This is a genomic window from Methylotenera sp., from assembly GCF_030684185.1.
Classification (GTDB): Bacteria; Pseudomonadota; Gammaproteobacteria; order Burkholderiales; family Methylophilaceae; genus Methylotenera.
The window spans coordinates 462,290-488,644 of sequence record NZ_JAUXOY010000014.1; the positions used below are offsets into that span (position 1 = coordinate 462,290).

A 26,355-nucleotide genomic window follows, 5' to 3' on the forward strand; every position below is an offset into this window, starting at 1 on the left:
CTACTGCCAAGCAAAGTTGCCTTGTACGCGCGTGCCATGCATAGTCATGCCGTATTGCGCTAGCTCGTTGTTACGCCAAATTTTCAACTGATTATTTTTTTTGATTTTATTACATTTACGTGTGAGCCAATTTTGCTTCAGCAGCCGGTAATTGTAGCGGTAGCCTAGATTGTCTTTTTGCGACAAGCCGCGTTCTTGCTTCATAGCACTTTGGGTGATTGAGCCGTAGTGATGTAGCCATGCTGCGCCTGTGATTCCAGTCGCTATGTTTGCCTTGGCTAATTCATTAAAAAACATGGTGTCTTCATAGCCTAATAATTTTGGGATAGGCTGGAAATAGCCAACCTCTAACCATACAGATTGATGTACTGCTAAACACACGGCATGATGTCCGCCTAGTCGCAGTGCATGTTGCATTTTTAAACTAGCTTTGGTGGAAAAGTCCTCAAAGTCATAATCAAGCTCACCTTCAATTAGTGAAGGTGAAATCACTTTAAGATTATTTTTTTCAGCGGTTTCAATCAGGTTTTCAATCCAATGTTCACTCACAATCACATCATTGTTCATAATAATCGTCCATTCAGCTTGCAAAGCGAGTGCGCCTTGATTCCAAGCTACGCCGCAACCTAGATTTCCCTGATTTAGAATGAGTTCACCTAATGGCAACGTTTCAAGGTAGCTTTGTGTGCTGTCGATAGATGCATTATCAACGACGACTAGGCGGCTTAAATCAACCCCATGCTTAATCATGCTTTCAATACATTTTTTTGTATATTCAACTTGGTTATAACAAGCAAAGGTAATGGCGTATTTATGTGGGCTCATTGTATTTTCCATTGAAGTCGGTGGTGTTATGTGACATATAAAAAAGCATTTGACCACAAAACACCGCTAACATTAAGCCAAAGAATGAGGCGGAATAGCGTAAATTGAATATTTCCATACTCAAGCTGCTTACAAATTGACATGTTAAAAATGCCAATGCAAGAAAAGCGACGTCGCGTTGGTTTTTATATTCACTGTGCATATTGCGTATAAAAAATAATGCAGGAATTAAAAATAGCGCCACGGTAGCCATTAAACCCCAAATACCAGACCGCACCATATTGGCCGTAATGTCATTATGAAAGCCAGCTTCGAGCGCAATTTTTTTAGCTTCGAGACTTGAAAAATTAAGTGCAGGGTCATTGATGACGTTTTCAAAGTTACCATCCCCCCAGCCGCCAAGTGGTTTTTGCTGGAATAAAAATACTGCCATGCGGATAAATGAAATTCTAGCGCCTACGGAGGTGTTATCGTTAGGGGCATCTGTATTCCATTGATACGCTAAAACTTCTTTAGCTGTAATATCTACGCGCTGCTGCACGTTAGAAGATAAAAAATAGGCTGAAGTAATGAAGGTTAAAATGCTTATAATCCCGATAATTTTAATGGGTAAAGTGAATTTTGCACGGTCAAAATAAAGCCATAAAAACCCGATAATAGGCAGTGCTAGCCAGCCAGTGCGGCTTCCAGAGGCGATAGATAAATATATCCCCGACCCAAAACCAATCAATTTATATACGGTCAGCCATTTTGAGTCATTGTCATGTAGTTTGATGGAAATTAAGCTTAATAGACCAAAGGTAAGACTCAAGCTGCCAAACATAAGCGGGTCTACCGCTTGTGTGGATAGGCGAGTAGCGCCCCAATGCAAATTAGGGTCGATGAGTATATTGGCTAATGCCAGTAAAGTGACGATTGGAAATGTGTAGCTCATCCACTTAACTACGTGAACGCCAGCTTTTGCTGTGGCGAGTAAAATAAATATACCGATTAAAATATGCGCAGGGCTGTCGTAGTACGACCAAGTATATTGTCCTCTAAACAATTGTCCCAGAAATATGGCTAAAATCGGTAAAGCCAGTGTGGCGCAAAGAAGCTTGGTATGGAAAGAGATTTTACTGTTAAGCGCTAATTTATGATTTTTGGCTTTATTATTTCTATAAAGAACGTACATCGCCAACAAAGCACACACGGCTACTATACGCGTCATCCAACCAGAAATAGTAAGCAAAAACAGGGGTGAAACGACTGCGCTTGCAATAAAAAGCTGCTCGGCTGGGTTATGAAGTTTTGATATGAGAAGTTGAGGATAATTTTTAATCATGGGTGATATGTTCTAGTTAGAAGCGTCTAGTTAGTAGCATTGCGTGCTTTTGAATAGTGGAGTAAATCTGTTATATCATCACTACAAAGATTTTCCATTACCCTGCTAATCTCATCTTCTGGCCATTCCCACCATTTTGATTCAAGTAATGCTTTTCTAGTGGGCTCCTCAAATCGCCATTTTACTAGCTTAGCAGGGTTGCCTGCCATTACCGCATAAGGTTCAACGTCACGGCTAATAATCGCACCATTAGCGATTACTGCGCCATGTCCAATGGTTACGCCAGATAAAATAATGCAATTTGCGCACAGCCAAACATCACTGCCAATAATGACATCGCCACGGCTATCTGCTGCTAAGGATTTTTCTCTAAAAGATGCATCCATATGAAAAAAGAATGGAAAAGGGTAGCTACTCACCCAATTGATGCAATGTTGCCCACCAAGAAATATTTGTACGTTACTTGCAATAGAGCAATATGCGCCTATTTTTAAAGTGGTCAGACCATGATTATCGTGAACGATTGGTAGGCCATAGCTGGCTGTGCCAATTGTATAATTAGGGTGACGCTTTGCAAATTTAGCTTGTTGGCGGGCAAAGCTTTGCAATCTACCTTTGCTAGATTTAGAGCCGGTCAATTGCGACCAAATTTCCTTTAAATTTATTTTGAACATTTATCGAGCTTGATTATTTGAATGCTAAGTTTGATTTGATAAGGGCTTTAGTAATTATGCCTTAATTTGTTCATATTTGTTCAGGAATTAGCCGTTACAAACCATCATTCGTTTGACGATATGCCCTGCATTGGGGATAATTGAGGTAGTTGATAATCCTTGCAGGGAATAAGTAAAATGAAGCAATCCCACTTAGAAGTTACTGAACGTATCATTGAGAAGAGCCGCCCAACCCGTACGGCTTATTTGCATCGTTTAGATGAAATTGTGAACCGACCAAAAGGCGCAGACCGTTTGGGTTGTGCTAATGTGGCGCACGCATTCGCTGCTATGCCAGCCAATGATAAGTTTCGTGTGGTCGTAGAAAAAGCACCTAACATCGGCATTGTTACTGCTTACAATGAAATGCTTTCAGCGCATCAGCCTTACGTGAGTTACCCAGACATTATTCGTGATGAAGCGCATAAGTACGGCGCGACTGTACAAGTGGCTGGCGGAGTGCCCGCCATGTGCGATGGTATAACACAAGGCGAACCTGGCATGGAGCTTTCGCTGTTTAGCCGCGATACTATTGCCATGAGTACCGCAATAGCGCTTTCACACGATGTGTTTGATGCGGCGTTACTTTTAGGTGTTTGTGATAAAATCGTACCGGGTCTTTTGATTGGCGCATTACAGTTTGGTCATTTGCCATGTGTTTTTGTGCCAGCGGGGCCAATGAGTACAGGGCTGGATAATACGGCGAAATCTAAAGTGCGCGAGCAATATGCGCAGGGTAAGGTTGGTCGCGATGAATTGTTAGCTTCAGAGTCAGCTGCCTATCATGGCGCAGGAACCTGTACGTTTTATGGTACAGCCAATAGTAACCAAATGCTGATGGAAGCCATGGGCTTGCATGTACCAGGGGCTGCATTTGTGCATCCTCACGACGGCCTGCGTGAATTGCTCACCCGTGAAGCAGTAAAAATGGTGCTGGAAAATACTAAGAAAAAGCAATTTACACCGATTGGTAGGTTGGTAGATGAGCATGTGATTGTGAATGCAATGGTCGCATTGCTCGCCACAGGTGGATCAACAAATCATCTCATTCACTGGGTGGCAGTGGCACGTGCTGCAGGTATCATGATTGACTGGACAGACTTTTATCACCTTGCTAAAACTACGCCGCTATTGGCGAGTGTATACCCCAATGGCAAAGCTGATGTGAACGAGTTCCAGGCGGCGGGTGGTCCTGCGTTTGTGATCCGCGAGTTGATTGATGCAGGTTATATGTTCCCAGATGTGTTCACTGTTGCTTATGGTGGTTTGCGTGATTATGGTAAATTGCCAGCCAAAGAAAATGATAAATTGGTTTGGAATGACTTGCCTAAAGAAAGTAGCGATGAAACTATCGTGCGTACAGCTGCCTTCCCGTTCAATGAGTCTGGTGGTTTACGCCTGCTTAAAGGTAACTTGGGTCGTAGCGTGATTAAAATTTCTGCTGTGCCAGAAGACCGACATATTATTGAAGCACCTGCGATTGTGTTTGATGCACAAGAAGAGTTGCTGGCTGCATTTGATCGCGGTGAGTTAGAGAAAGACTTTATTGCTGTGGTACGATTCCAAGGCCCTAAAGCCAATGGTATGCCTGAATTACATAAACTGACTCCGCCATTAGCTGTGTTGCAAAACAAAGGCTACAGAGTGGCGATTGTTACAGATGGTCGTATGAGTGGTGCATCAGGAAAAATTCCAGCCGCAATCCACTTAACGCCAGAAGCCTCTGCCGGCGGACCATTAGCTAAAGTGCGTACGGGCGATATTATTCGTTTAAACGCCACAGTTGGTATGGTCAATGTGTTGGTTGATGAAGATGAATGGGCCGAGCGTGAGGTTGAAGAATTGCCAGACAGCAAGCGTCATCAGAATGCACATGGCTTTGGCAGAGAGTTGTTTGGAGGTATGCGCAAGAATGTGTTGTCAGCCGAAGAAGGCGCAATCACTTGGTTGTAAACTTTGCAAATCAACCGATAACGTTGTTACACCTTGATTTTAATGATTGGGCTTGCCGTACTACTCGTACTGTCTGCACTCATGTGCCTAGTTATCGGCTGATTTGCAAAGTTTAGGTGACCATCTATCATAAAATAAAACTAACCAAAATATCAAACTAACATTCCCGCCGTTCCCTGAGCTTGTCGAAGGGTGGTGAGAATCCAGTAAAAAAATAAATTAACATCATAGGTAGAAAACCATGAGCACATTAGATTTAGCAAAACAAGGCCCGGTAATTCCAGTCATCGTTATTAACAACGTAGAAGATGCCGTACCTATGGCAGAAGCCTTACTTGCCGGAGGTATACGCGTTTTAGAAGTGACATTACGTTCATCATGTGCGCTGCAAGCAATGGAGCAAATCGCCAAGCATGTGCCAGATGCAATTATGGGTTCAGGCACCGTACGTAATTTAAAAGATGCACAGGCCTCGCTAGATGCTGGTTGTAAATTTGCCGTAAGTCCAGGTTACACCAGCGAGCTAGGTCAGTATTCACGCAAAATAGGCTTGCCATTATTGCCAGGTGTTTCCACTGGCTCTGAAATTATGATGGCGAATGCTGATGATTATTACTTCTTGAAATTATTTCCGGCAGTCGCAGTAGGAGGCATTAACTTGCTCAAAGGCTTTGCTGGTCCATTTGGCGATGTTAAATTCTGCCCTACAGGCGGCGTAACAGTTGATTCTGCGCCACAATTCTTAGCATTACCAAACGTTGTGGTTTGTGGTGGCACTTGGTTGACCCCAGCAGATGCAGTAGCACGTAAAGATTGGGCGCACATTACAAAATTAGCTAAAGAGGCAAGTGCCATCAAAGCAGCATAAGTTGTTTAAGTTAGATTAAACAGGGCTGGGCAATTGCCCAGCCTTTTTTGTTTATAAGACTTTGTCATTCTGACTTTAGGAATACTTTTTGAAACTTGATATTACAAAATATAAAACCATCGTGTTTGATTGCGATGGCGTCGTACTTGACTCCAATGTAGTCAAGACAGAAGCGTATTTCCGTACTGCAAAAAACTTAGGCGCAACAGACTTACAAGCGCAGGCTTTGGTGGATTATCACGTCAAACTTGGCGGAATTTCCCGCTATCACAAGTTTGATTATTACTTACGCGAGATTCTGTTTCAGCCCTTCACTGAAAAGGCTATTCAAGCTTTATTAGATGATTTTAGCAAAGAGTTAGAAGCTGGCTTAATGCAATGCGACTTGGCAAAAGGCTTGTTTGATTTACGCACAGTTACGCCAAATGCCAATTGGATGATACTTTCAGGCGGCGATCAGCAAGAAATTCAAACGCTGTTTGCCAAGCGTAAAATTGACCACATGTTTGATGGCGGTTTATTTGGTAGCCCAGATAATAAAGATGAAGTTTTAGCGCGTGAAATTGCTAATGCTAACATTCAGTTTCCAGCCTTGTTTTTAGGCGATAGCAAATATGATTTTGAAGCGGCAGACCGTGCGGGATTGGATTTTATTTTCTTAAGTGATTGGACGGAAGTGCCAGATTGGCAGGAATTTTGTGCGGTCAACAAATTAACTATACTTCGTAATATTGCTCAGTTAGTAAGTTTTAATGGCAAAGTTTAATAGAAACATATCGTTTCAGTAGATTCGGCTATCTAACAGATGATGGTTGTATAATAATCACAGTCCAATCATAAGGTTAAGTTTATTAAGCATGAAATACTTTATAGTCGCATTGTTCTTAACGGCAGTAGGCTTTATTCACTTTCGTGGAAAAGTCCGCCACCCGATTCTTAAACAATTATTTGACCATTCTGCCGTTGTTGCGCCATTTAATTTGTTTATGTACATGTTTTCTAAAGTGCCTACCACACCATATCTACCAACAAGCACTTTTCCAGAAATGCAGGTTGTAACGGACTCCTGGGAGATTATTCGTGAAGAAGCGCTCAATATGCGTGAGCAAGAACGCATTGCAGCTTCAAAAAACAATAATGATGCGGGCTTTAATTCATTCTTTAAAACAGGCTGGAAGCGCTTTTATTTAAAGTGGTACGACGCACAACACCCCTCCGCCGCAATCTTCTGCCCTAAGACCGTTGAGATTTTAAATAGAATTCCAAGTATAAAAGCGGCGATGTTTGCAGAGTTACCGCCTGGAGCAAAATTGAATCCACACCGTGACCCATACGGCGGTTCACTACGCTACCATTTAGGTCTAACCACACCGAATAACGACGAATGTTTTATTAATGTGGACGGCGTTCCTTATAGCTGGCGTGATGGCCAGGCGGTGATGTTTGATGAAACCTATATTCACGAAGCCTATAACCGCACAGACCAAGACCGAATTATTCTGTTTTGCGATGTTGAACGCCCAATGCGCTATCGCTGGGCACAAACCGTAAATCGTTGGCTAGCGAAAAATATTGTTACTGCTGCGAGTTCGCCAAATGATGATGGCGATCAAACTGGATTTATCAATCGCATATTTCATTATGCATGGGTAATTGGACAGTATCGTCGCCGTTTCAAAAACTGGAATAAAACGGTATATAAAATCACTAAATTTTCTTTAATTGCTTTGGCGATTTATTTAATTTGGAAAATTTAGTTCTTTAAGTTTGCGGTTTTTAGAATGTAATCTATTTGATGTGATGGATTACTTGTTGCGGTGATATGTTTTTCAGGCAATTCAAATGGCCAAGCGGGCACTCACGTTTAAAGCATGGGCTGCAATCAAGCGCTAAATATTCCACTGCTGCGTTATCGTTCATCGGTGGTGTATGGTGTGGATTAGACGAACCATAAATCGCCACTAGATTCTTATCCAGTGCCGCTGCAACATGCATTAGTCCTGAGTCATTACTGATTACAGTATCGCAAAGCGACATTAGATCTATTGCTTCACTTAAGCTGGTTTTCCCACCCAAATCTAAACATTGATTATTCGTGAGCCTGTTGATGCCTGTCGTTACTGGAATGTCTTTTTCAGAACCAAATAACCATACTTGCCAGCCTTTTCTTAATGGTTCACGTGCTACTTCTGCATAATATTCCGCAGGCCAGCGTTTAGCTTCCCCATATTCTGCACCTGGGCAAAGCCCAAGTATTTTATTAACGGGTGCCATCACACCAAGTTTTTGTAAGGCTGCTAGCGCATTCTCTTTGTTTGCAATGAGCGTAGGTTTGGCGATATTCATCGGCAATTTAGCATTTGGCTTAAGTCCCAATGTCACAAACCTATCTACCGTACGCGGCAGTTTTATTTTATCTAGTTCACGAACATCGTTGATTAGTCCATAACGCATTTCACCTAAAAAGCTGGTGCGTTGTGGAATATTCGCGGCGAAAGGCAAAATCGCGGATTTGAATGAGTTGGTCAGAATGATGGCTTGGGTATAGGCTTCATTACGCAGACTTTTACCAAATTTTATGCGCTCAAATAGTGCAAACTGTCCGTGCTTGAAGGGCAGGGCGATGCCCTTATTCACTTCTGGCATGCGTTCAATCAGTGGTAATGTCCAGGCGGGTGCTGCAACATCAATTATGTTGTCAGGATTCATAGATTTGAGCGTTTTGAACAGGCTTTGCGCGAGCACCATATCGCCCACCCATGATGGACCTAACACCAATATTTTGGAATGATTAGATTTCTCGCTGGACATGATAGGCTAAGTGCCTAATTTTTTGATGATATTGCTGGTACTGCGACCTTGCACCAAGGGAATTAACTTGACGCTACCGCCCCAAGATTTGACTTCTTTACCGCCGACTACTTGTTCTTCAGTGTAGTCATCACCTTTTACAATTACATCTGGCTGAATGGCATTAATCAGTTGCAACGGAGTGTCTTCATCAAACAATATGACTGCATCTACCGAGGCCAGTGCAGCCAGTACTCTTGCACGATCCCCCTCATGCACTACTGGGCGCGTCGGGCCTTTAATGGCGCTTACAGAGCGATCGGTATTAAGACCCAAAATGAGTTTATCACCAGTTTTTTTTGCTGCTTCTAAATAGGTCACATGGCCAGCATGTAGTAAATCAAAACAGCCATTGGTAAAGACTATTTTTTGTTGATTCGCCTTCCAGCGGCTTACAAGCTCTGCTAACTGAGAGCGGTCACAAATTTTATCTGCTTGCGACTGGCCATCTTCACTGACTAACGCTTTTAATAGTTCGGCTTGTGTTACTGGTACAGTGCCGACTTTACCTACTACAATGCCAGCAGCAATATTGGCTAGTTGTAAGGCGTCATGAGGGTTTAATCCATGCACTAAACCTGCCGCAAGTGTGGCAATGACGGTGTCGCCCGCACCAGAAACATCGAATACTTTTTTTGCTGTAGCGGGAATATGTTGTATCTGTATATCATCAATTAGTGAAATACCTTCTTCGCCACGGGTGACCGCAAGGAAATCCAAGTCTAATGTGTTTTTAAGCTGTTCCGCAGCGTGCAGTAGGGCTTCAGTGTTATTGATATCAACGCCGCAAGCTTCGGCAGTTTCTTTTTTGTTCGGGGTAAGAGTACTCGCACCTTTATATTTGCTGTAATCTCGACCTTTTGGGTCTGCAATCACTGGGATGCCAAGTTTTTTGCAATTTTCAATAATGGTTTTGCAAGTGTTATCACTTAATACGCCTTTGTCATAATCAGACAAAATGACCATTGCTGGCTTCTTGTTAAGCGCTTTTGCAACATTGCTCAGTAAAAGAGCATTTTCTTCAACAGTGAATGCAGCACTGCTTTCGTCGTCAATTCGTACGATCTGCTGGTTGCCGCTCATGACTCTGGTTTTTGAGACGGTTGGTCTCAATGTTGAGGTCATGACATTTTCGATACCGATGTCAGCATCAGCAATGATTTTCTTAAGTATTTTTCCAGTAGCATCTTCACCTATGCAGCCAATAATTTCTGTATGCAATCCTAATCCGGATAAGTTGGCAGCTACGTTTGCAGCACCACCAGCGCGATCTTCTGACTGCTTGAGTAGCACCACCGGAACAGGCGCTTCGGGCGAAATGCGATTCACATTGCCCATCAGGTAGCGGTCAAGCATCACATCGCCAATGACTAATATTGATTTTTTAGTGTCTGTAAAATGGCGAACAGTCTCGATTAAATGCGAATTCATATTTGGACTTTACCTTAAACCCTTGACTTAATCTGCTTCCAGCAAGCCACAAAGGCTATGGCCAATAAAGATGTGCGCTTCTTGAATGCGCGGTGTATCGTTACTCGGCATCACTAAGTTGAATTTGCATAATTCCATTAACTTTCCGCCTGTGCCGCCAGTTAAGCCTACGGTGGTCGCACCAATTGAATTTGCTTCTATGATTGCATTTACCACATTCTTGCTGTTGCCAGAGGTAGTAATACCAATTACTAAGTCTTCAGGTCTGCAGAGTGCTTCGATTTGACGTGCGAAAATATAGTCGTAACCATAATCGTTGCCAACTGAGGTGAGGATAGAGGTGTCAGTCGTTAGCGCGATTGCAGGCAAGCCGCGACGTTCTTTTTTATAACGACCGACGATTTCGGCAGCAATATGTTGACTATCTGCGGCGCTACCGCCATTACCCATGATTAAGATTTTTCCGCCACGTTTAATTGTGGCACGCAATTCCTCTGCAACAACTTTTACTTGAGGAAATATGCTTTGGAGTTGAGCAAACATGTCAGTGTGTGCTTGTAACTCGCTTAGCAAAAATTCAGTTTGGTGGGTCATACTCGCTCTCTCACAAAGGTTGCTTGCTAGCAATCGATAGCCTAACAATAAGCATCATCATGCATTAAATAATTTTGTACATAGTCTTGTACGCCTTCTTCTAAACTTAAAAAAGCTTGAGTGTAGCCTGCAGCACGTAGTTTTGTTGCGGTGGCTTCGGTAAAGTATTGGTACTTACCTTGTAAATCTTCTGGCATATCAATAAAGGTAAGGTTGGGTGCTTTACCTATGCTGGCCATAACACTAGAGGCTAAATCTTTAAAAGCACGCGCTTTCCCAGTACCTATATTATAAATCCCATTAGTACATGGTTCACCATGCAAAGCGGCTTCGAGAAAGTGTACTACTGCCGCAGCGGCATCTTTTACATAAACAAAGTCGCGCAACTGCATGCCGTCGGAGTAACCTTCTTTATGGCTTTTGAACAGTTTGACTGTGCCAGTATCTTTGAACTGGTTAAAACTATGAAACGCTACACTCGCCATGCGCTCTTTGTGATATTCGTTTGGGCCATAGACATTAAAAAACTTGAAGCCAGCCCAAGCCGCTGGTATAGCATTGTTTTCTGATACCTGTCGTAACGCCCATTGATCGAAAAAGTGTTTTGAGTAGCCGTAACCATTGAGTGGGCGAAGACTCTCAATTGAAACATCATCATAACCATGCTCACCATCACCATAAGTCGCTGCTGAACTGGCATAAAAGAAAGCAGCTTTGTTGTCAGCGCACCAAGCCCAGAGATTCTGCGAATAATGAATGTTGGATTCAACTAGTTTATTAAAATCGCGTTCGGTAGTCGCACTGATTGCACCCATATGAATAATGGCTTCAATGTCAGTACGTCCTTCAAGCCAAGGCAATAACTGGTCTTTATCCAGATATTGCACGTATTGACGCTTCACTAAGTTTTGCCATTGACTCTCATGCGTCATACGGTCTACAACGACCATGTCATCACGTTGTAGTTTAGTATTTAGATGCCATGCGATGATAGAACCTATCATCCCAGCACCGCCGGTAATCACAATCATATTGATACGCCTGTATTTGTAGCTTAAATATTTATATTTACTTACTCTTGAGCCATTTAATAACGCTGTTAAAAATTCTCACCAAAAAATTAAAGATAATGTTTTTCATAATTAAAGTCGACATTAGGTAATCAGTAGAAGTATAGCAAACAACAGCTTAAGTTTTACGAAACTATCGCCTTCGCTCTAAGGTGCGTCATTTCAGCGTTCTTTTTAGCTTGTTCTGAATTCCACTCTGGCGAAACCCAGCCCTGCAGGTTTTCTAGGGCAATTGCCGTCATAGCGTGTATCCAAGCTTCATTTTCATTGAGTGCGGCTATGTAGTGATATTCACCGCCACCGGCATGGGTGAAGATTTCTTTACCTTCCATCGCAATTTCTTCTAGCGTTTCCAAGCAATCGCTACTAAAGCCAGGGCAAATGACATCAATTCGTTTGGTTTTGGCTTTGCCTAATTCTTCCAGCGTACTTGCCAGGTAGGGTTTCAGCCATTCCTGTTTGCCAAAACGGGATTGAAATGCAACGGTATATTCATCTTTTGTTAAGCTTAAAGATTCTGCTAATAATCGTGCTGTTTTATGACATTCGCAATGATATGGATCACCTTTTAATAGATGAAATTTCGGTAAACCATGAAAGCTCATCACTAATTTATTTGGCTTGCCACCGTTAATGTGCCAATGTTCGTTAACACTTTCTGCTAATGCAGCAATGTAAGCAGGGTGGTCGTGATAATGCCGTATGGTGCGTATGGCTGGCACGTTACGCGTTTTAAGCAACACGCGCCAAACTGCATCAAGCGCGCTTGCGGTGCTGCTCGCGGCATATTGCGGATACAGCGGAAATACCAGGATGCGGTCACAGTGTTGCGCTCTTAGTTTATCAATGGCTGATTGCATGCTGGGGTTGCCATAACTCATACCCAACTCAACGGCAAATGGTGATTTGATTTTTTGGCCCAAAAAACCTCGTAATAGCAGTGTTTGCTTTTTTGCATGGACTAGTAAGGGTGAGCCTTCTTTAAGCCATACTTGGGCGTATTTTTCAGCAGATTTTTTGGGTCGAACTACTAAAATAATACAATTTAAAATAAACCACCAAATTGCACGAGGAATTTCCACCACGCGCGTATCGCTTAAAAACTGTCTTAGATAAGGTCGTAATGCGGAAGCGGTCGGCGCATCTGGCGTACCTAAATTGGCTAGTAAAATACCTACTTTAAGTTGGTCGCCGTGTTCATATTTTGGTTCAGGATTGTAATAAGCCATTAATTTTTTCTTAGTTTATAAAAGTTAATTATTCGATAACGCATTGGATAATAGTTTTGCTGTGACATCTACAATCGGTATTACGCGCTCATAAGCCATACGTGTTGGCCCAATCACGCCAAGCGTGCCAACCACTTGCCCATCTGCTTCATAAGGTGCTGTAATCATGCTGCATTCATCTAAAGGTAAGTACCCACTCTCGCCACCTATAAATATCTGTATACCTTCTGCGTGCTGACTGTTGTCTAATAGCTGCATCAGCGATGTACGGCGCTCAAAAATCTCAAACAGTTTACGCAGGCTGCTTACATTGGTTGATAGTTCATCAACTTGAAGCAAATTACGTTCACCAGCAATCACAACGCCATCTTTATTGTTATCAACAGCTTTGCTGCTGGCTTCAAGCGCTGCTGACATTAAGCGGTTCATGTCTGATTGCATTTGTTGGAGTTCAATATGCAGTTTTTGTTGCACTTCTTCAAAAGTTTGACCTGAAAAATTCGCATTAAAGTAATTGCTGGCTTGTGTCAGTTCGCTTTGAGAGTAAATTTTTTCGGTCAGAAGGATGCGGTTTTGCACATTGCCATCGCTAGTAACGATAATCACCAAAATTCTTGTTTCTGATAAAGGTAGAAATTCCAAATGCTTAAAAGCAACACGTTTCCGTTTTGGAATCATGACTAATCCTGCAAATTGCGTGAGCTGCGATAACATATCTGCGGCGCTGGCAATAAGCTCAGTCGGGTTGGGGGAAGATAGGCCGTTTTTAAGTTGTTGTAATGCTTGGGTTTCCAGCGGTTGTACCGTGAGTAAAGAGTCTACAAACAAGCGGTAACCCTTTTGCGTGGGGATGCGTCCGGCAGAAGTGTGAGGGCTGGCAATAAAACCGAGATGCTCTAAATCGCTCATTACATTACGAATTGTTGCAGCACTGACGTCTAAGCCAGAGTGCTGCAGCAGTGTACGTGAACCGATGGGCTGGCCATCACTAATGTAATGTTCGACTAAGGTCTTTAGTAAGATTTGTGCGCGTTTATCCATGTTTTTGATATTTTGCCCGATTTATGGCAATAGTTATACTGCAAAACAAAATTCTGCGCGATAATTATGTCAATTTATGAAACACGCGAATAAACTTCGACATGCAAACCAGCTTTAAATCTATTGCCATTATCGGCAAATACATGAATCAGTCAGCTTTGCAGCTAATGCAGAGAGATTTGGCTGATTTGGCCAGCCATTTATCCGCGAAGCATATCGAGGTATGGATAGAGGAAAACACAGCGCAACATGCTGAGCTATCAGGTTTTAAAACTGCATCGCTAGAAAGTATAGGTAGCAAAGTTGATTTAGTGATTGTAATGGGCGGCGATGGCACCATGCTAAGTGTGGCGCGCAGCCTGATAGATGATGATGTGCCGCTGGTCGGTGTAAATCGTGGGCGTTTTGGTTTTTTAACGGACTTGCGTGTTGAAGATATGCTGGTGCAGATAGACCGGATTTTGGCAGGTGATTTCATTAAAGAACCACGCGTGATGCTTGCCGCAAAGGTAGTTAGAGATAACCAAGTGTTGCATGCCAATTATGCGCTTAACGATGTGGTCATTAAGAGCGCTTTGCGCTTAATTGAGCTTGAGGTAACTATCAATGAAAAATTCGTACATAAGCAACGTGCTGATGGCCTGATTATCAGTACGCCAACGGGAACTACAGCGTATGCGCTATCAGCCGGCGGACCAATCTTACATCCCAATTTGCATGCTTTTACATTAGTACCTATTTGTCCGCACACTTTAAGTAACCGACCGATTGCCGTGCATAGTGACAGTCAAATCGAAGTCACTGTGGTGCAGTTTGATGAGGCGCAATTAAGTTTTGATGGTCAATTCCAGGTGACTTTAGAAATTGGTGACAAGATTATTGTAACTCGCGCTCAGCAAACTATTTCTTTGCTGCATCCTAGTGATTATTGCTATTTTGATATGCTGCGTAATAAGCTTAACTGGGGTTGATATTTTTGCTAACAATCAAAACTGACAGTGTTGACTTCGTCTTGCCGTACTATTCGTACTGTCTTAGCCTTGTCATTTTCAATTCTTAGCAAAATAGCCTAAGAAAATAATATAAAAATTTATCTAACTTATTGATTTTATAATGTTACAAAGCCTTTCCATTCGTGATTTTGTCATCGTCAATCAACTCGATTTAGAGTTTGAGGCTGGTTTTACCGTACTTACCGGGGAAACGGGCGCGGGCAAGTCTATATTGATTGATGCACTCTCATTGGCTTTAGGCGCGAGAGGCGAGGGCGGAGTCACGCGTGCAGGCTGTGATAAAGCTGAAATCAGTGCAATTTTTGCTATTACCAATAATCTTGAAGCTAAGCAGTGGTTAGTAGATGCTGAAATGGAAAATGATGCAAACGAGTTAATATTACGCCGTGTGATGTATGCAGATGGGCGCTCGCGTGCATTTATTAATGGCACTACTGTTAATGTGACCCAGTTAAAAGAGCTTGGTGAGTTGTTAGTGGATATCTACAGCCAAAATGCACACCATTCGTTGTTGAAATTGGCAACGCAACGTAATGTGCTTGATAATTTCGGTGGATTATCTAGCTTCGCGATGCAAGTTGCGGTGCAATATGGTACTTGGTACACGCTCAATCAGCAGCGCGAAGAAGCCGAAAAAAATGCAAGTGCGTATGCAGATGAGTTGGCAGATTTACGCGATAAAACACGCGAATTATCGCAAATTGTAATCAGCCCAAGTGAGTGGGATGAGTTGCAGAATGAGCACTTACGCTTATCCAATGGTGCCAGCCTAATTACGGGTGGTGAAGAATGTAGAGAATTGTTGAGCGAGGGTGAGTTGTCTGCAATGCGCTTGCTGACGCAAGTGCAGCATAAGCTACAAAATCTGCGTGAATATGATGCTGCAATTGCTGAAGCAACTGAAACGCTGGATTCCGCCATCATTCAGTTAGAAGAAACAGCACGTTTTTTGAACCGTTACCTACAGCGTGCGGAACTTGATCCTGAACGGCTTGCAGCCTTGGATTCTAAAATTCAAAACTTACACAACACCTCACGCAAGTATCGCGTAAAACCAGAAGAGCTGGTGGATTTGCTCACCAAATCGCAATTGCGTATGGCTGAGCTGGAGTTATTTGCAAATGATGGTGAACTTGCCAAGCAGGAAGCGCAAGCTTTAGCGGCCTACATGGAACTAGCTAAAAAACTTAGTGATGGCCGTCAATCTGCCGCAGTTAAATTAAGCACACAAATCAGTGCGGAAATGCAGCGATTATCCTTAAGTGGCGGTAAGTTTGAAGTGGCATTAACTGAGCAGGCACCAAGCCAATATGGGCTCGAGCAGGTTGAGTTTTTGGTGGCTGGTCATGCAGGTGTAACTGCAAGACCTTTGGCTAAAGTCGTATCAGGCGGTGAGCTTTCACGAATCAGCTTGGCTATTCGTGTCGTTACTGCACAAAAAGAAAGTATTCCCACCATGATATTTGATGAAGTGGATGTTGGCATTGGCGGAGGCGTGGCGGAGGTGGTAGGGCAGCTATTAAAACAATTAGGTGAGCAGCAACAAGGCGATAAAATCTTAAGTCAGCGCCAAGTGTTGGTTATTACACATTTACCGCAAGTAGCGGCTTTAGGGTCACATCACTTACGCGTCAGTAAATCATTAGTCAATGAACAAACCCTAAGTACCATTGCTGCGCTGGATGACGAAGCCCGAGTGCAAGAAATTGCGCGGATGCTGGGTGGCATTGAGATTACGGAAACCACGCGCCAGCATGCGAAAGAGATGTTAGAACGATAGTTTTAATGAAAAAATGATGGTTACCGATTAACTTTTATTTGAACATGGCTGTTTGTCACAAACGCCATAAATCGTTAACGAGTGGTCTTGCATTTTAAATCCCAATTTTGCCGCTGCACTTTCTTGTCTTTTTTCGATTTCTGCGTCATAAAACTCTTCAACACGCCCACATTTAATGCACACGATATGGTCGTGATGACCGCCAGTATTCAGCTCAAATACTGCTTTACCGCTTTCAAAATGATGGCGTATCAGTAAGCCCGCTTGCTCAAATTGGGTGAGCACGCGATAAACCGTGGCTAAGCCAACATCTTCGCCAGCGTTAATCATTACCTTGTATATATCTTCGGCAGATAGATGGCGGTCTTTGCTGTTCTCAAACAGGCTTAATACCTTTAGTCTAGGCAGTGTGGCTTTAAGGCCTGCGTTTTTTAAGTCTTTTTGATCTTGCATAGTCGTTTACTCACAATTAACAATGACAGTGTTTTGGGTTCGCTGTCTACGTGTTATATTAACGCTAATTCTAACTAAAGTCATAATATGCGTATTTTTTCTGTTTTTCGTTACTCTGTCATTTTATTGGCGGTACTGTGCGCGTCATGCGGCACGGCCTTGCCAACCATAAAACCTTATAAACTAGATGTGCAGCAAGGCAACGTGGTGACCTCTGCAATGTTGTTGCAACTACGTCCTGGTATGACGAAGTCACAAGTGCGTTTCATTATGGGCACTCCGCTGATTCAAGATAGTTTTCACGGTAATCGTTGGGATTATGTCTATCAGATGCGTGAAAAAGGCAAAATAACTGAACAACGTCGCGTTATTTTAGATTTTGAAGATGAGTTGTTGAAAACCGTGCGTGGCGATGTGATTCCTAAAGCGGGTGAACAATCCAGCGAAAAGGCAAATACTGGCACACGAGTCGTAGAAGCAGCTGTACCAACGCAGAAAAAAAGCATGCTTGATAAACTTAAGTTCTGGAAAAGTGACGAAGTTGAGGTGGCAGGAAAAGTATCAAGTGCCGCAGTAATTGCAACACCTGCTGCGACCGAAGCTGTCCTGGCCGCTGTAGCGGTGCCTTTAGCAGATTCAACATTAGCCGCTGCAACAGAGAAGGAGGCAAATGTCGAAGCGGATGCGCCAAAGTCGGTTTTAGTGCAAGATATTCAGTTGCCTTTAACTCCGCAGTCGATTGAGCAACCAAGCTCACAAGGACAGCAAGTACAGCAAGCCGTGAAAGAACCTTTGCAAGAAGAAGCCGGTGCTGCTGAAGCTAATGCAGTTGCACAAGTCAGTGGAGCATCCGCAAGTAATGAAGCCGTAGTTCAGGCGGTGAATGATTGGGCTGATGCTTGGCGAACCAGAAATGCAAATCAATATCTTGGCTTTTATGCAGATAAATTTAAACCGGAAGGTGCTGTAAGTAAAAAAACTTGGGTTGCACAACGAAAACAACGTCTTTCAGGCAAGCAGGGCGATATAAGTTTGGCTTTAGAGGATGTTCAAGTGCAGGTACAAGACAAACAGGCGACGGTGCAGTTTTTTCAGAAATATCAATCAAAAGTGTTTAGCGACCAAGTCACTAAGCAGTTGAATTTAGAGTTTGATGCAAAATCAAATCGCTGGTTGATTGTGAAAGAGTCGGTAGTGGCTAACGCGCAAAGGCCCGAGGTGCAGAAGGTGTTGGCACCTGAAAATACCATTGAACATTTCGATGGCGTGATTGAAAAAATTGGCTTTTAAGTCTGTATTATTTAGAAGGTTAGAATGATTAAAGTAGTGATAGCAGGTGTAACAGGCCGTATGGGGCAAGCTTTACTCGAAGGAGTATTTGCTGATGCTGAATTAGTGCTGCATGGTGCGCTAGATCGTGCTGGAAATCCACAAGTAGGGCGGGATGCAGGTGAGCAGTTTGGTAAAGTATCTGGCGTAAAAGTGACAGGCAATATTGAAGCTGCTTTGAGCAATGCAGATGTGTTGATTGATTTTACGCGTCCTGAGGCAAGCATGATGTATCTTGATGCATGCCAAAAGCATCATGTAAAAATGGTTATCGGTACTACAGGTTTTTCACCTGAACAAAAACTAGCTATCGAAGCAGCTTCCAAAAATATTTCTATAGTCTTTGCACCAAACATGAGTGTCGGTGTGACCTTGCTGATTAACTTGGTGGAACAAGCCGCCAAAGTGCTGAATGATGGCTATGATATTGAAGTGGTGGAAATGCACCATCGTCATAAAATCGATGCTCCTTCTGGTACCGCTCTGCGTCTAGGCGAAGCGGCTGCACAAGGCTTGGGACAGTCGTTAAAGGATTGTGCCATATACGCACGTGAAGGTGTGACTGGCGAGCGCGAAGCAGGAAAAATCGGCTTTGCCACGCTACGTGGCGGCGATGTCGTGGGTGACCATACTGTAGTACTTGCTGGCATCGGAGAGCGCGTAGAGTTGACACATAAAGCCAGCAGTCGTGCTACGTTTGCGCTAGGCGCATTGCGAGCGGCTAAGTTTTTAAGCGGAAAAGACTCTGCCAATGGAAAAATTAAGGGTTTGTTTGATATGCAAGATGTTCTGGGCTTGCGCTAATCAGTCTCACTTCTAGTAAAGCTCATTATAGCGTGAGAAAAACAGGAAATCAGTTCTTTTTACTGCTGTTCACTATACTCAGTGCAATGTTTGTGTGGTCTGCAATTACTCCAACGGATCGCCTGACGTGGTGGCTAGAAGTCGCGCCAGTAATCATTGCATTGCCCATTTTGTTCTTTTCTTATAAGCACTTGCAATTCACGCAATTAGCCTATTTTCTGATGCTGGTTCATGCCATTATTCTATTGATTGGCGCACACTATACTTATGCTGAGGTGCCGCTATTTGATTGGTTGCAAGATGTGTTGGATTTATCACGTAACTATTACGATAGGGTCGGCCATTTCGTGCAAGGTTTTGTTCCAGCGATTATCGTGCGTGAAATTATGCTTAAAAAGTCGCCATTACAGCAAGGTCGCTGGTTATTCTTCATTACTTGTTGTATATGCCTCAGCATCAGTGCAGTGTATGAGTTTGTCGAATGGTGGGTAGCCGTTTATGAAGGTGGTGCGGCTGAAGCGTTTTTGGGTACGCAGGGTGACGTGTGGGATACGCAGTGGGACATGTTTACTGCGCTCATCGGTGCGATTGTGGCGCAGGTTGCATTAGCCAAAACTCATGATAAACAGTTATTAAACCAGCATTAAAATTTAGTAAATCTTTAAACCAGCAGTAATAAGTGCTCTCGCTCCCAAGAGCTAATCACGCGGTTGTAGGTGCCGTATTCCAGCTCTTTCACTGCGCAAAAAGCGTCTACAAACTTTGCTCCAAATAGATCATGCATCGGCGCACAGCCACGTAAACGTTCAATCGCATCTTCTAAGTGATGCGGCAGGTCATCAGCCATATTCCATGCGCTGGTGCTGAGTGCATCGGAAGGTTGTTGCGCTTCTAGAATGCCTTGATAACCGCAGGCTAGCGTGGCGGCAATCGCCAGATATGGGTTTACATCAACGCCAGGCACGCGGTTTTCTATTCGTCTTGAGGCGGCATCGGAATTTGGTACGCGAATGCCGCAGGTGCGATTGTCATAGCCCCAACGCACGTTTGTGGGAGCTGACATAAATGGGGCGAGCCTGCGGTAAGAGTTTACATAAGGCGCAAACATTGGCATCACTTGAGGTACGTACTTCTGTAAACCTGCAATGTAATGAAAAAATTCAGCACTTGCTGTGCCATCAGGTTTGCTGAAAATGTTATTGCCGTCAGCATCAATTATGCTTTGGTGAATGTGCATCGCGCTGCCAGGCTCAGCTTCCATAGGTTTTGCCATAAAGGTGGCAAAAATGCCGTGTCGTAAAGCGGTTTCACGCACTGTACGTTTGAATAGAAATACACGGTCTGCAAGCTCTAGCGGGTCGCCATGGGTAAAGTTGATTTCCATCTGACCAGCGCCAGCTTCGTGAATTAAAGTCTCAACGCCCAGTCTGTGCACATCACAGAATTTAGAAAGCTCCATAAAAAATGGATCAAAATCATTGACCGCATCTATTGAGTAGCTTTGTCTACCCGCTTCAGGTTTACCAGTCCGGCCAATAGGTGGTTGCAGTGGTTCGTGCGGATTTTGCTGACGTGCTACTAGAAAAAACTCCATTTCTGGCGCAACTACAGGACGCCATCCGCGCTGTGCATAAAGATCAATCATGCGGCGAAGCACGGCGCGTGGAGAAAGCGCAACTGGAGAACCATCCCACTCAAGGCAGTCATGAATTATCACCGCTACAGGCTCTGCTGCCCAAGGCACGACTCTAAAGGTGGAAATATCAGGTTTGCAAACCATATCAGGGTCGGTATCGCCCACGTATGGCCCGTTATCTGGCTGCTGACCGTTTACAGTATTTAGCAACACGCTCTTGGGTAAACGCATCTCGCCGGCACTTAAAAATAAATCTTTAGGTAGAATTTTTCCACGTGCAATACCCGTCATATCTGGAATAACACACTCTACTTCGTGTATGTGATGCTCGGCGATGAGCTGAGAAATCGATTTACTCATAACTATCCTTTAGCGTGTTTTTATTTACTTCTACTTTAGAATCGAACACCTGTATTTACAATCTCAAGTTGAAAAGTATGTAGCTTTTCGCTATAATTCGTTAATTCTGAAACGGGAAGAGTATAAAGCTCCTCCCGTTTTGCGTATCTGCCATCAGTTCATGCTGAACATAGAGCATAAAAATTAACTAACCCAGACAATCGTCTGATAAAGATTACTTTTAAACAAGTAAAAACAAGGAGTTACCGTGTCACAAAACCTGCCCGCCATACTCGTACTTGCAGATGGAACTGTGTTTCGGGGCTCGTCAATCGGTGCTGTTGGCCAAACTGTTGGTGAAGTTGTTTTCAACACCTCAATGACTGGCTACCAAGAGATACTCACAGACCCATCTTACACCAAACAAATCGTCACGCTGACTTATCCGCACATTGGTAATTATGGTGTGAATCTTGAAGATGTTGAGTCTGGCCAGGTATATGCCAGCGGTTTGATTATTCGTGACTTGCCACTTACTCATAGCAACTTTAGAAACTCTCAGTCACTGGCAGAGTATCTCAGTGCTAATAATGTTGTAGCTATTGCTGATATTGACACTCGTAAATTAACTAGAATTTTACGTGAAAAAGGTGCGCAAACGGGTGTGGTTATCGCGGGCGAAGCAGATGAAGCTAAAGCTGTCTCTTTGGCGCAAAGTTTAATTGCTGGCTTCCCTGGTCTATCTGGCATGGACCTTGCCAAGGTTGTGACCTGCGACAAGCCTTATGAATTTACACAAGGAGAGTGGGCGTTGGGCAAAGGTTTTGCTGAAGCGCCCGTAACGCAATTCCATGTGGTTGCTTATGATTACGGCGTTAAACGTAATATTCTACGTATGTTGGTTTCGCGCGGTTGTAAGGTGACAGTGTTGCCAGCACAAACATCAGCCGCTGAAGCGCTCGCTTACAAACCAGACGGTGTGTTCCTTTCAAACGGACCTGGTGACCCAGCACCTTGTGATTATGCAATTGCTGCCATCAAAACAATCGTAGAAACAGGCGTTCCAACGTTTGGTATTTGCTTGGGCCATCAGTTATTGGCATTAGCGAGTGACGCTAAGACTCATAAAATGAAATTTGGTCATCACGGCGCAAATCATCCAGTGCAAGATGTTGAATCTAAGCGCGTCTATATCACCAGCCAAAATCATGGTTTTGCGGTTGATGCAGCTAACTTGCCAGCTAATATTAAAACCACGCATGTTTCATTGTTTGATGGCAGTCTTCAGGGTATTGCACGTACAGACAAGCCTGCGTTTAGCTTCCAAGGGCATCCAGAAGCAAGTCCGGGTCCTACTGAAATGAGTTATTTGTTTGATCAGTTTATTGATTTGATGCAAGAATAGAGGTAGGTAATGAGATTCATCATGTTCTTCTCGCTGTTAGTGTCTTTTTCGGCTAATGTTTGGGCGGTCGATGTAAATTTGGAGAATGCAAAGGAATGGCTTTTATCTTCTCAGAATGAAATGACGCGCGCACGAAAGCTAATGCGCACCAACCCAACAGACTCAGAAATTGGGGAAGAGTCTAGGAGAGTTCGTAGTGTATCAGATGGGGGGGTTGACCTTTTCCCCGCGCATAGAGATTGGTTTGACTGCCGTGGGGTAGCTGCAAATATGTGGCCTCTGTGGTGGTATGGATACCGTGGCAAATATATGAGAGTTCGACTGCATCTGCAGATTTGAAGCAATTTGATGCAGATTACAAGAAAAGTTTATTGGGTTGTAAGGCTGTGTTAAAAAGATAAAAAACCTCGAGGTTGCTTCTACTCAGAATTAACTGAAGACATTAGTAAACGTAAAAAATGAAAATATAATTAAATGGCAAAACGTACAGACATTAAATCTATTCTAATTATTGGCGCAGGCCCCATTGTAATTGGGCAAGCCTGTGAGTTTGACTATTCTGGCGCGCAGGCATGTAAAGCATTGCGTGAAGAAGGTTATCGCGTCATTCTGGTGAACTCTAACCCAGCCACTATTATGACTGACCCTGAAATGGCGGATGCGACGTATATCGAGCCGGTGACTTGGCAAGTGGTTGAAAAAATCATCGCTAAAGAACGACCGGATGCGTTGTTGCCAACCATGGGCGGGCAAACTGCGCTTAATTGTGCACTTGACTTGGATAAGCATGGTGTATTGGCAAAATATAATGTTGAGTTGATTGGTGCTTCTAAAGAAGCGATTGATAAAGCCGAAGACCGACAAAAATTCAAAGAAGCCATGACCAAAATTGGTTTGGGTTCTGCGCGCTCTATGATTGCACACAGCATGGAAGAGGCGCTGCAAGTGCAAGCCAATATTGGCTATCCGGCTATTATCCGTCCATCATTCACTATGGGTGGCAGCGGCGGTGGTATTGCTTACAATCGTGAAGAATTCATCACCATTTGTGAGCGCGGCTTAGACGCTTCACCTACTAAAGAGTTGTTGATTGAAGAATCCCTACTCGGCTGGAAAGAATACGAGATGGAAGTGGTACGCGACTCTGCGGACAACTGCATCATTATCTGTTCGATTGAAAACCTGGATCCTATGGGTGTGCATACTGGTGATTCAATCACCGTTGCACCGGCACAAACGCTGACTGACAAAGAATATCAAATTATGCGTAACGCCTCATTGGCCGTACTGCGTGAGATCGGAGTGGATACGGGCGGTTCAAATGTGCAGTTTGCTATCAACCCAGATGATGGTCGCATGATTGTGATTGAGATGAATCCGCGCGTATCGCGTTCATCAGCACTTGCATCAAAAGCCACCGGTTTCCCGATAGCAAAAGTTGCTGCCAAACTTGCAGTTGGGTTTACTTTAGATGAGTTACGCAATGAAATTACAGGCGGTGCAACACCTGCATCATTTGAACCATCCATTGATTACGTGGTAACAAAAATACCAAGATTCGCTTTTGAAAAATTCCCACAGGCTGACTCTCGTTTAACGACACAAATGAAGTCAGTGGGCGAAGTAATGGCAATTGGCCGAACTTTCCAAGAATCCTTTCAAAAAGCTTTGCGTGGTCTAGAAGTTGGTGTTGATGGACTTGATGAAAAAACTACAGATTTAGATACCATTACTAAAGAAATAGGCGTGCCAGGACCAGAGCGTATTTGGTATGTGGGTGATGCTTTCAGAATGGGCATGACGGTTGAAGAAGTATTCTCAATATCGAGCATAGACCATTGGTTCCTAGTGCAGATTAAAGACCTGATTGATAGAGAGCAGGCGCTAAAAGGCAAGCAAATAGCGGATTTGGATAAGAGTGCTTTACTCAAGTTGAAACGTAGCGGTTTCTCGGACAGACGTTTAGCCACTTTGTTAAATACTGATCAGCATGCTGTGCGTGCTTACAGGCAGGCTTTACAAGTTCGCCCTGTGTACAAACGAGTAGACACTTGTGCAGCTGAATTTGCAACCAACACGGCTTATATGTATTCAACTTATGAAGAAGAATGCGAAGCAGCGCCAACCAATAAAAAGAAAATCATGATTTTGGGAGGTGGACCGAACCGTATCGGACAAGGGATTGAGTTTGATTATTGCTGTGTTCATGCTGCGTTCGCGATGCGTGAAGACGGTTATGAAACCATTATGGTGAACTGTAACCCTGAAACCGTTTCGACCGATTACGACACTTCAGACCGCTTGTATTTTGAGCCAGTGACGCTGGAAGATGTATTGGAAATCGTTGCTTTAGAAAAACCAGTGGGCGTGATTGTGCAATACGGTGGCCAAACGCCACTAAAATTAGCGCGTGATTTAGAAAAAGCGGGTGTGCCAATCATTGGTACGACACCAGACGCGATTGATAAAGCCGAAGACCGCGAACGTTTTCAAAAAATGTTGCAAGAGCTTGGGTTAAAACAACCGCCAAACCGTACTGCCAGAACCCCTGATGAAGCGATACGCTTAGCCTTGGAAATCGGTTACCCGCTCGTGGTGCGTCCATCATATGTGTTAGGTGGTCGCGCGATGGAGATTGTGCAAGAGCAATCTCAACTTGAACGTTATATGCGAGAAGCTGTAAAAGTTTCTAACGAATCACCAGTTTTGCTGGACAGATTCTTAAATGACGCTTTGGAAGTTGATGTAGATGCCTTATGTGATAACACTGGAGATGTGATTATTGGCGGCATTATGGAGCACGTTGAGCAGGCTGGCGTTCACTCTGGTGACTCAGCATGTTCATTGCCGCCGTATAGTTTATCAGCCAAATTGCAAGATGAATTACGTGACCAAACCAAACAAATGGCCCGCGCATTAGGCGTGGTGGGGTTAATGAATGTGCAGTTTGCTATTCAAGGTGAGACAGTCTATGTGCTTGAGGTAAACCCTCGCGCTTCACGTACAGTTCCATTTGTATCAAAAGCATGTGGTTTGCAACTAGCCAAAGTCGCTGCACGTTGCATGATAGGGACTTCACTGAAATCACAAGGTGTGACGCGCGAAATTATTCCACCATTTTATTCAGTAAAAGAGGCTGTGTTCCCGTTCATTAAATTCCCGGGTGTTGATACTATTTTAGGCCCAGAGATGAAATCAACAGGCGAAGTAATGGGGGTTGGGGCAACGTTTGCTGAGGCTTTTCTTAAGTCGCAACTTGGTGCTTCCACCAAATTGCCAGAAGGCGGAAGGGCGTTTATCAGTGTACGTAAAGAAGACTATTTAAAGGTTGTTGAAGTAGCACAGGCTCTGCATCAGTTAGGGTTCAGTTTGGTAGCTACCAAGGGGACTGCTGCAGCTTTAACAGCGAATGGCTTAACCGTTACATCAGTAAACAAAGTGGCAGAAGGCAGACCCCATATTGTTGATATGATTAAAAATGGTGACATTAGCTTTATTGTGAATGTTACGGAAGATAAGCGAGCAGTAGCTGATTCTTATGAAATTCGTAGAAGTGCACTACAAAATAAAGTGACTTATTACACAACATTGGCCGGTGCCAAGGCTGCCTGCGTGGGTATGGCACACATGCAAGAGTTGACAGTAGAATCACTACAAGACTTGCATAAAAAGCTTTCTTAAAATACACTAGTTTTTTA

At 43.6% G+C, this 26,355-nt stretch carries 22 protein-coding genes; 11 read left to right on the forward strand and 11 right to left on the reverse strand.

The window, feature by feature from the left end; genetic code table 11:
• Genes Q8J82_RS04935 through Q8J82_RS04945 form a run of 3 tightly spaced genes read right to left on the reverse strand, consistent with a single transcriptional unit; the run spans position 1 to position 2,787 of the window.
• Entirely contained in the window at positions 1-825 is an 825-nt protein-coding gene (locus Q8J82_RS04935) for a glycosyltransferase family 2 protein (RefSeq protein WP_305327860.1), read from the reverse strand.
• The gene (locus Q8J82_RS04940) at positions 812-2,149 is read right to left on the reverse strand and encodes an O-antigen ligase (protein WP_305327861.1); all 1,338 of its coding nucleotides are present in this window, start codon (positions 2,147-2,149) and stop codon (positions 812-814) included. The genes Q8J82_RS04935 and Q8J82_RS04940 overlap by 14 nt, the downstream gene beginning before the upstream one ends.
• Positions 2,150-2,175: 26 nt before the next feature.
• Positions 2,176-2,787, reverse strand: a complete 612-nt coding sequence (locus tag Q8J82_RS04945) for a CatB-related O-acetyltransferase (protein WP_305327862.1) — start codon at positions 2,785-2,787, stop codon at positions 2,176-2,178.
• Positions 2,788-3,000: 213 nt separating this feature from the next.
• On the opposite strand from Q8J82_RS04945, the gene edd reads away from it, so the two are divergent.
• The 4 genes from edd (at position 3,001) to lpxO (ending at position 7,440) form a co-directional block, all read left to right on the forward strand.
• Positions 3,001-4,815 (forward strand): phosphogluconate dehydratase, encoded by a 1,815-nt coding sequence (edd, locus tag Q8J82_RS04950; RefSeq protein ID WP_305327863.1) that lies wholly within the window; start codon positions 3,001-3,003, stop codon positions 4,813-4,815.
• A gap of 241 nt (positions 4,816-5,056) precedes the next feature.
• Complete coding sequence (gene eda / locus Q8J82_RS04955) at positions 5,057-5,683, forward strand: bifunctional 4-hydroxy-2-oxoglutarate aldolase/2-dehydro-3-deoxy-phosphogluconate aldolase (RefSeq protein WP_305327864.1); 627 nt, start codon at positions 5,057-5,059, stop codon at positions 5,681-5,683.
• A gap of 88 nt (positions 5,684-5,771) precedes the next feature.
• The gene (locus Q8J82_RS04960; RefSeq protein WP_305327865.1) at positions 5,772-6,449 is read left to right on the forward strand and encodes an HAD family hydrolase; all 678 of its coding nucleotides are present in this window, start codon (positions 5,772-5,774) and stop codon (positions 6,447-6,449) included.
• Positions 6,450-6,540: 91 nt separating this feature from the next.
• Positions 6,541-7,440: a lipid A hydroxylase LpxO gene (lpxO, locus tag Q8J82_RS04965; RefSeq protein ID WP_304891895.1), complete on the forward strand. Its 900-nt coding sequence runs from the start codon at positions 6,541-6,543 to the stop codon at positions 7,438-7,440.
• Positions 7,441-7,471: 31 nt separating this feature from the next.
• On the opposite strand, the gene waaF is transcribed toward lpxO, so the two are convergent.
• The 6 genes from waaF to hrcA all read right to left on the reverse strand — a co-directional run bounded on the left by waaF (position 7,472) and on the right by hrcA (position 13,898).
• Positions 7,472-8,494 (reverse strand): lipopolysaccharide heptosyltransferase II, encoded by a 1,023-nt coding sequence (gene waaF / locus Q8J82_RS04970; RefSeq protein WP_305327012.1) that lies wholly within the window; start codon positions 8,492-8,494, stop codon positions 7,472-7,474.
• Positions 8,495-8,500: 6 nt separating this feature from the next.
• Positions 8,501-9,964 carry a D-glycero-beta-D-manno-heptose-7-phosphate kinase gene (gene rfaE1 / locus Q8J82_RS04975; protein ID WP_304891893.1) on the reverse strand — a complete coding sequence of 488 codons (1,464 nt, stop codon included), beginning with the start codon at positions 9,962-9,964 and terminating at the stop codon, positions 8,501-8,503.
• A 27-nt stretch (positions 9,965-9,991) separates the two neighbouring features.
• Complete coding sequence (locus tag Q8J82_RS04980) at positions 9,992-10,558, reverse strand: SIS domain-containing protein (RefSeq protein WP_305252203.1); 567 nt, start codon at positions 10,556-10,558, stop codon at positions 9,992-9,994.
• A 41-nt stretch (positions 10,559-10,599) separates the two neighbouring features.
• Positions 10,600-11,589 (reverse strand): ADP-glyceromanno-heptose 6-epimerase, encoded by a 990-nt coding sequence (rfaD, locus tag Q8J82_RS04985; RefSeq protein ID WP_305252205.1) that lies wholly within the window; start codon positions 11,587-11,589, stop codon positions 10,600-10,602.
• Between the two features lie 164 nt (positions 11,590-11,753).
• Positions 11,754-12,857, reverse strand: coding sequence for a ferrochelatase (gene hemH / locus Q8J82_RS04990; RefSeq protein ID WP_304908781.1), 1,104 nt, complete (start codon positions 12,855-12,857; stop codon positions 11,754-11,756).
• Positions 12,858-12,881: 24 nt separating this feature from the next.
• A complete protein-coding gene (gene hrcA, locus Q8J82_RS04995; protein ID WP_305327866.1) occupies positions 12,882-13,898 on the reverse strand; it encodes a heat-inducible transcriptional repressor HrcA in 1,017 nt (338 codons plus the stop codon).
• Positions 13,899-13,999: 101 nt separating this feature from the next.
• Here hrcA and Q8J82_RS05000 point away from each other — a divergent pair, with 101 nt between their 5' ends.
• Entirely contained in the window at positions 14,000-14,869 is an 870-nt protein-coding gene (locus Q8J82_RS05000) for an NAD(+) kinase (protein WP_304908780.1), read from the forward strand.
• Positions 14,870-15,011: 142 nt separating this feature from the next.
• Positions 15,012-16,691: a DNA repair protein RecN gene (recN, locus tag Q8J82_RS05005; protein ID WP_305327867.1), complete on the forward strand. Its 1,680-nt coding sequence runs from the start codon at positions 15,012-15,014 to the stop codon at positions 16,689-16,691.
• A 27-nt stretch (positions 16,692-16,718) separates the two neighbouring features.
• On the opposite strand, the gene fur is transcribed toward recN, so the two are convergent.
• Positions 16,719-17,144: a ferric iron uptake transcriptional regulator gene (gene fur / locus Q8J82_RS05010; protein ID WP_304891369.1), complete on the reverse strand. Its 426-nt coding sequence runs from the start codon at positions 17,142-17,144 to the stop codon at positions 16,719-16,721.
• Between the two features lie 87 nt (positions 17,145-17,231).
• On the opposite strand from fur, the gene bamE reads away from it, so the two are divergent.
• From bamE to Q8J82_RS05025, 3 genes are read left to right on the forward strand one after another with little or no spacing between them, the layout of a single operon-like run.
• Positions 17,232-18,434, forward strand: coding sequence for an outer membrane protein assembly factor BamE (bamE, locus tag Q8J82_RS05015; RefSeq protein ID WP_304891370.1), 1,203 nt, complete (start codon positions 17,232-17,234; stop codon positions 18,432-18,434).
• A 24-nt stretch (positions 18,435-18,458) separates the two neighbouring features.
• The gene (dapB, locus tag Q8J82_RS05020; RefSeq protein WP_304908778.1) at positions 18,459-19,277 is read left to right on the forward strand and encodes a 4-hydroxy-tetrahydrodipicolinate reductase; all 819 of its coding nucleotides are present in this window, start codon (positions 18,459-18,461) and stop codon (positions 19,275-19,277) included.
• Positions 19,278-19,309: 32 nt separating this feature from the next.
• A complete protein-coding gene (locus Q8J82_RS05025; protein WP_304891372.1) occupies positions 19,310-19,924 on the forward strand; it encodes a DUF2238 domain-containing protein in 615 nt (204 codons plus the stop codon).
• A gap of 14 nt (positions 19,925-19,938) precedes the next feature.
• Here the strand turns inward: Q8J82_RS05025 and Q8J82_RS05030 are convergent, their stop codons facing one another.
• A complete protein-coding gene (locus Q8J82_RS05030) occupies positions 19,939-21,273 on the reverse strand; it encodes a glutamine synthetase family protein (protein WP_304908777.1) in 1,335 nt (444 codons plus the stop codon).
• A gap of 247 nt (positions 21,274-21,520) precedes the next feature.
• On the opposite strand from Q8J82_RS05030, the gene carA reads away from it, so the two are divergent.
• On the forward strand, positions 21,521-22,657 hold the full coding sequence (carA, locus tag Q8J82_RS05035) for a glutamine-hydrolyzing carbamoyl-phosphate synthase small subunit (protein WP_305252210.1): 1,137 nt from the start codon (positions 21,521-21,523) through the stop codon (positions 22,655-22,657).
• 474 nt (positions 22,658-23,131) lie between these two features.
• A complete protein-coding gene (gene carB, locus Q8J82_RS05040) occupies positions 23,132-26,338 on the forward strand; it encodes a carbamoyl-phosphate synthase large subunit (protein ID WP_304908774.1) in 3,207 nt (1,068 codons plus the stop codon).
• Positions 26,339-26,355: the final 17 nt, after the last annotated feature.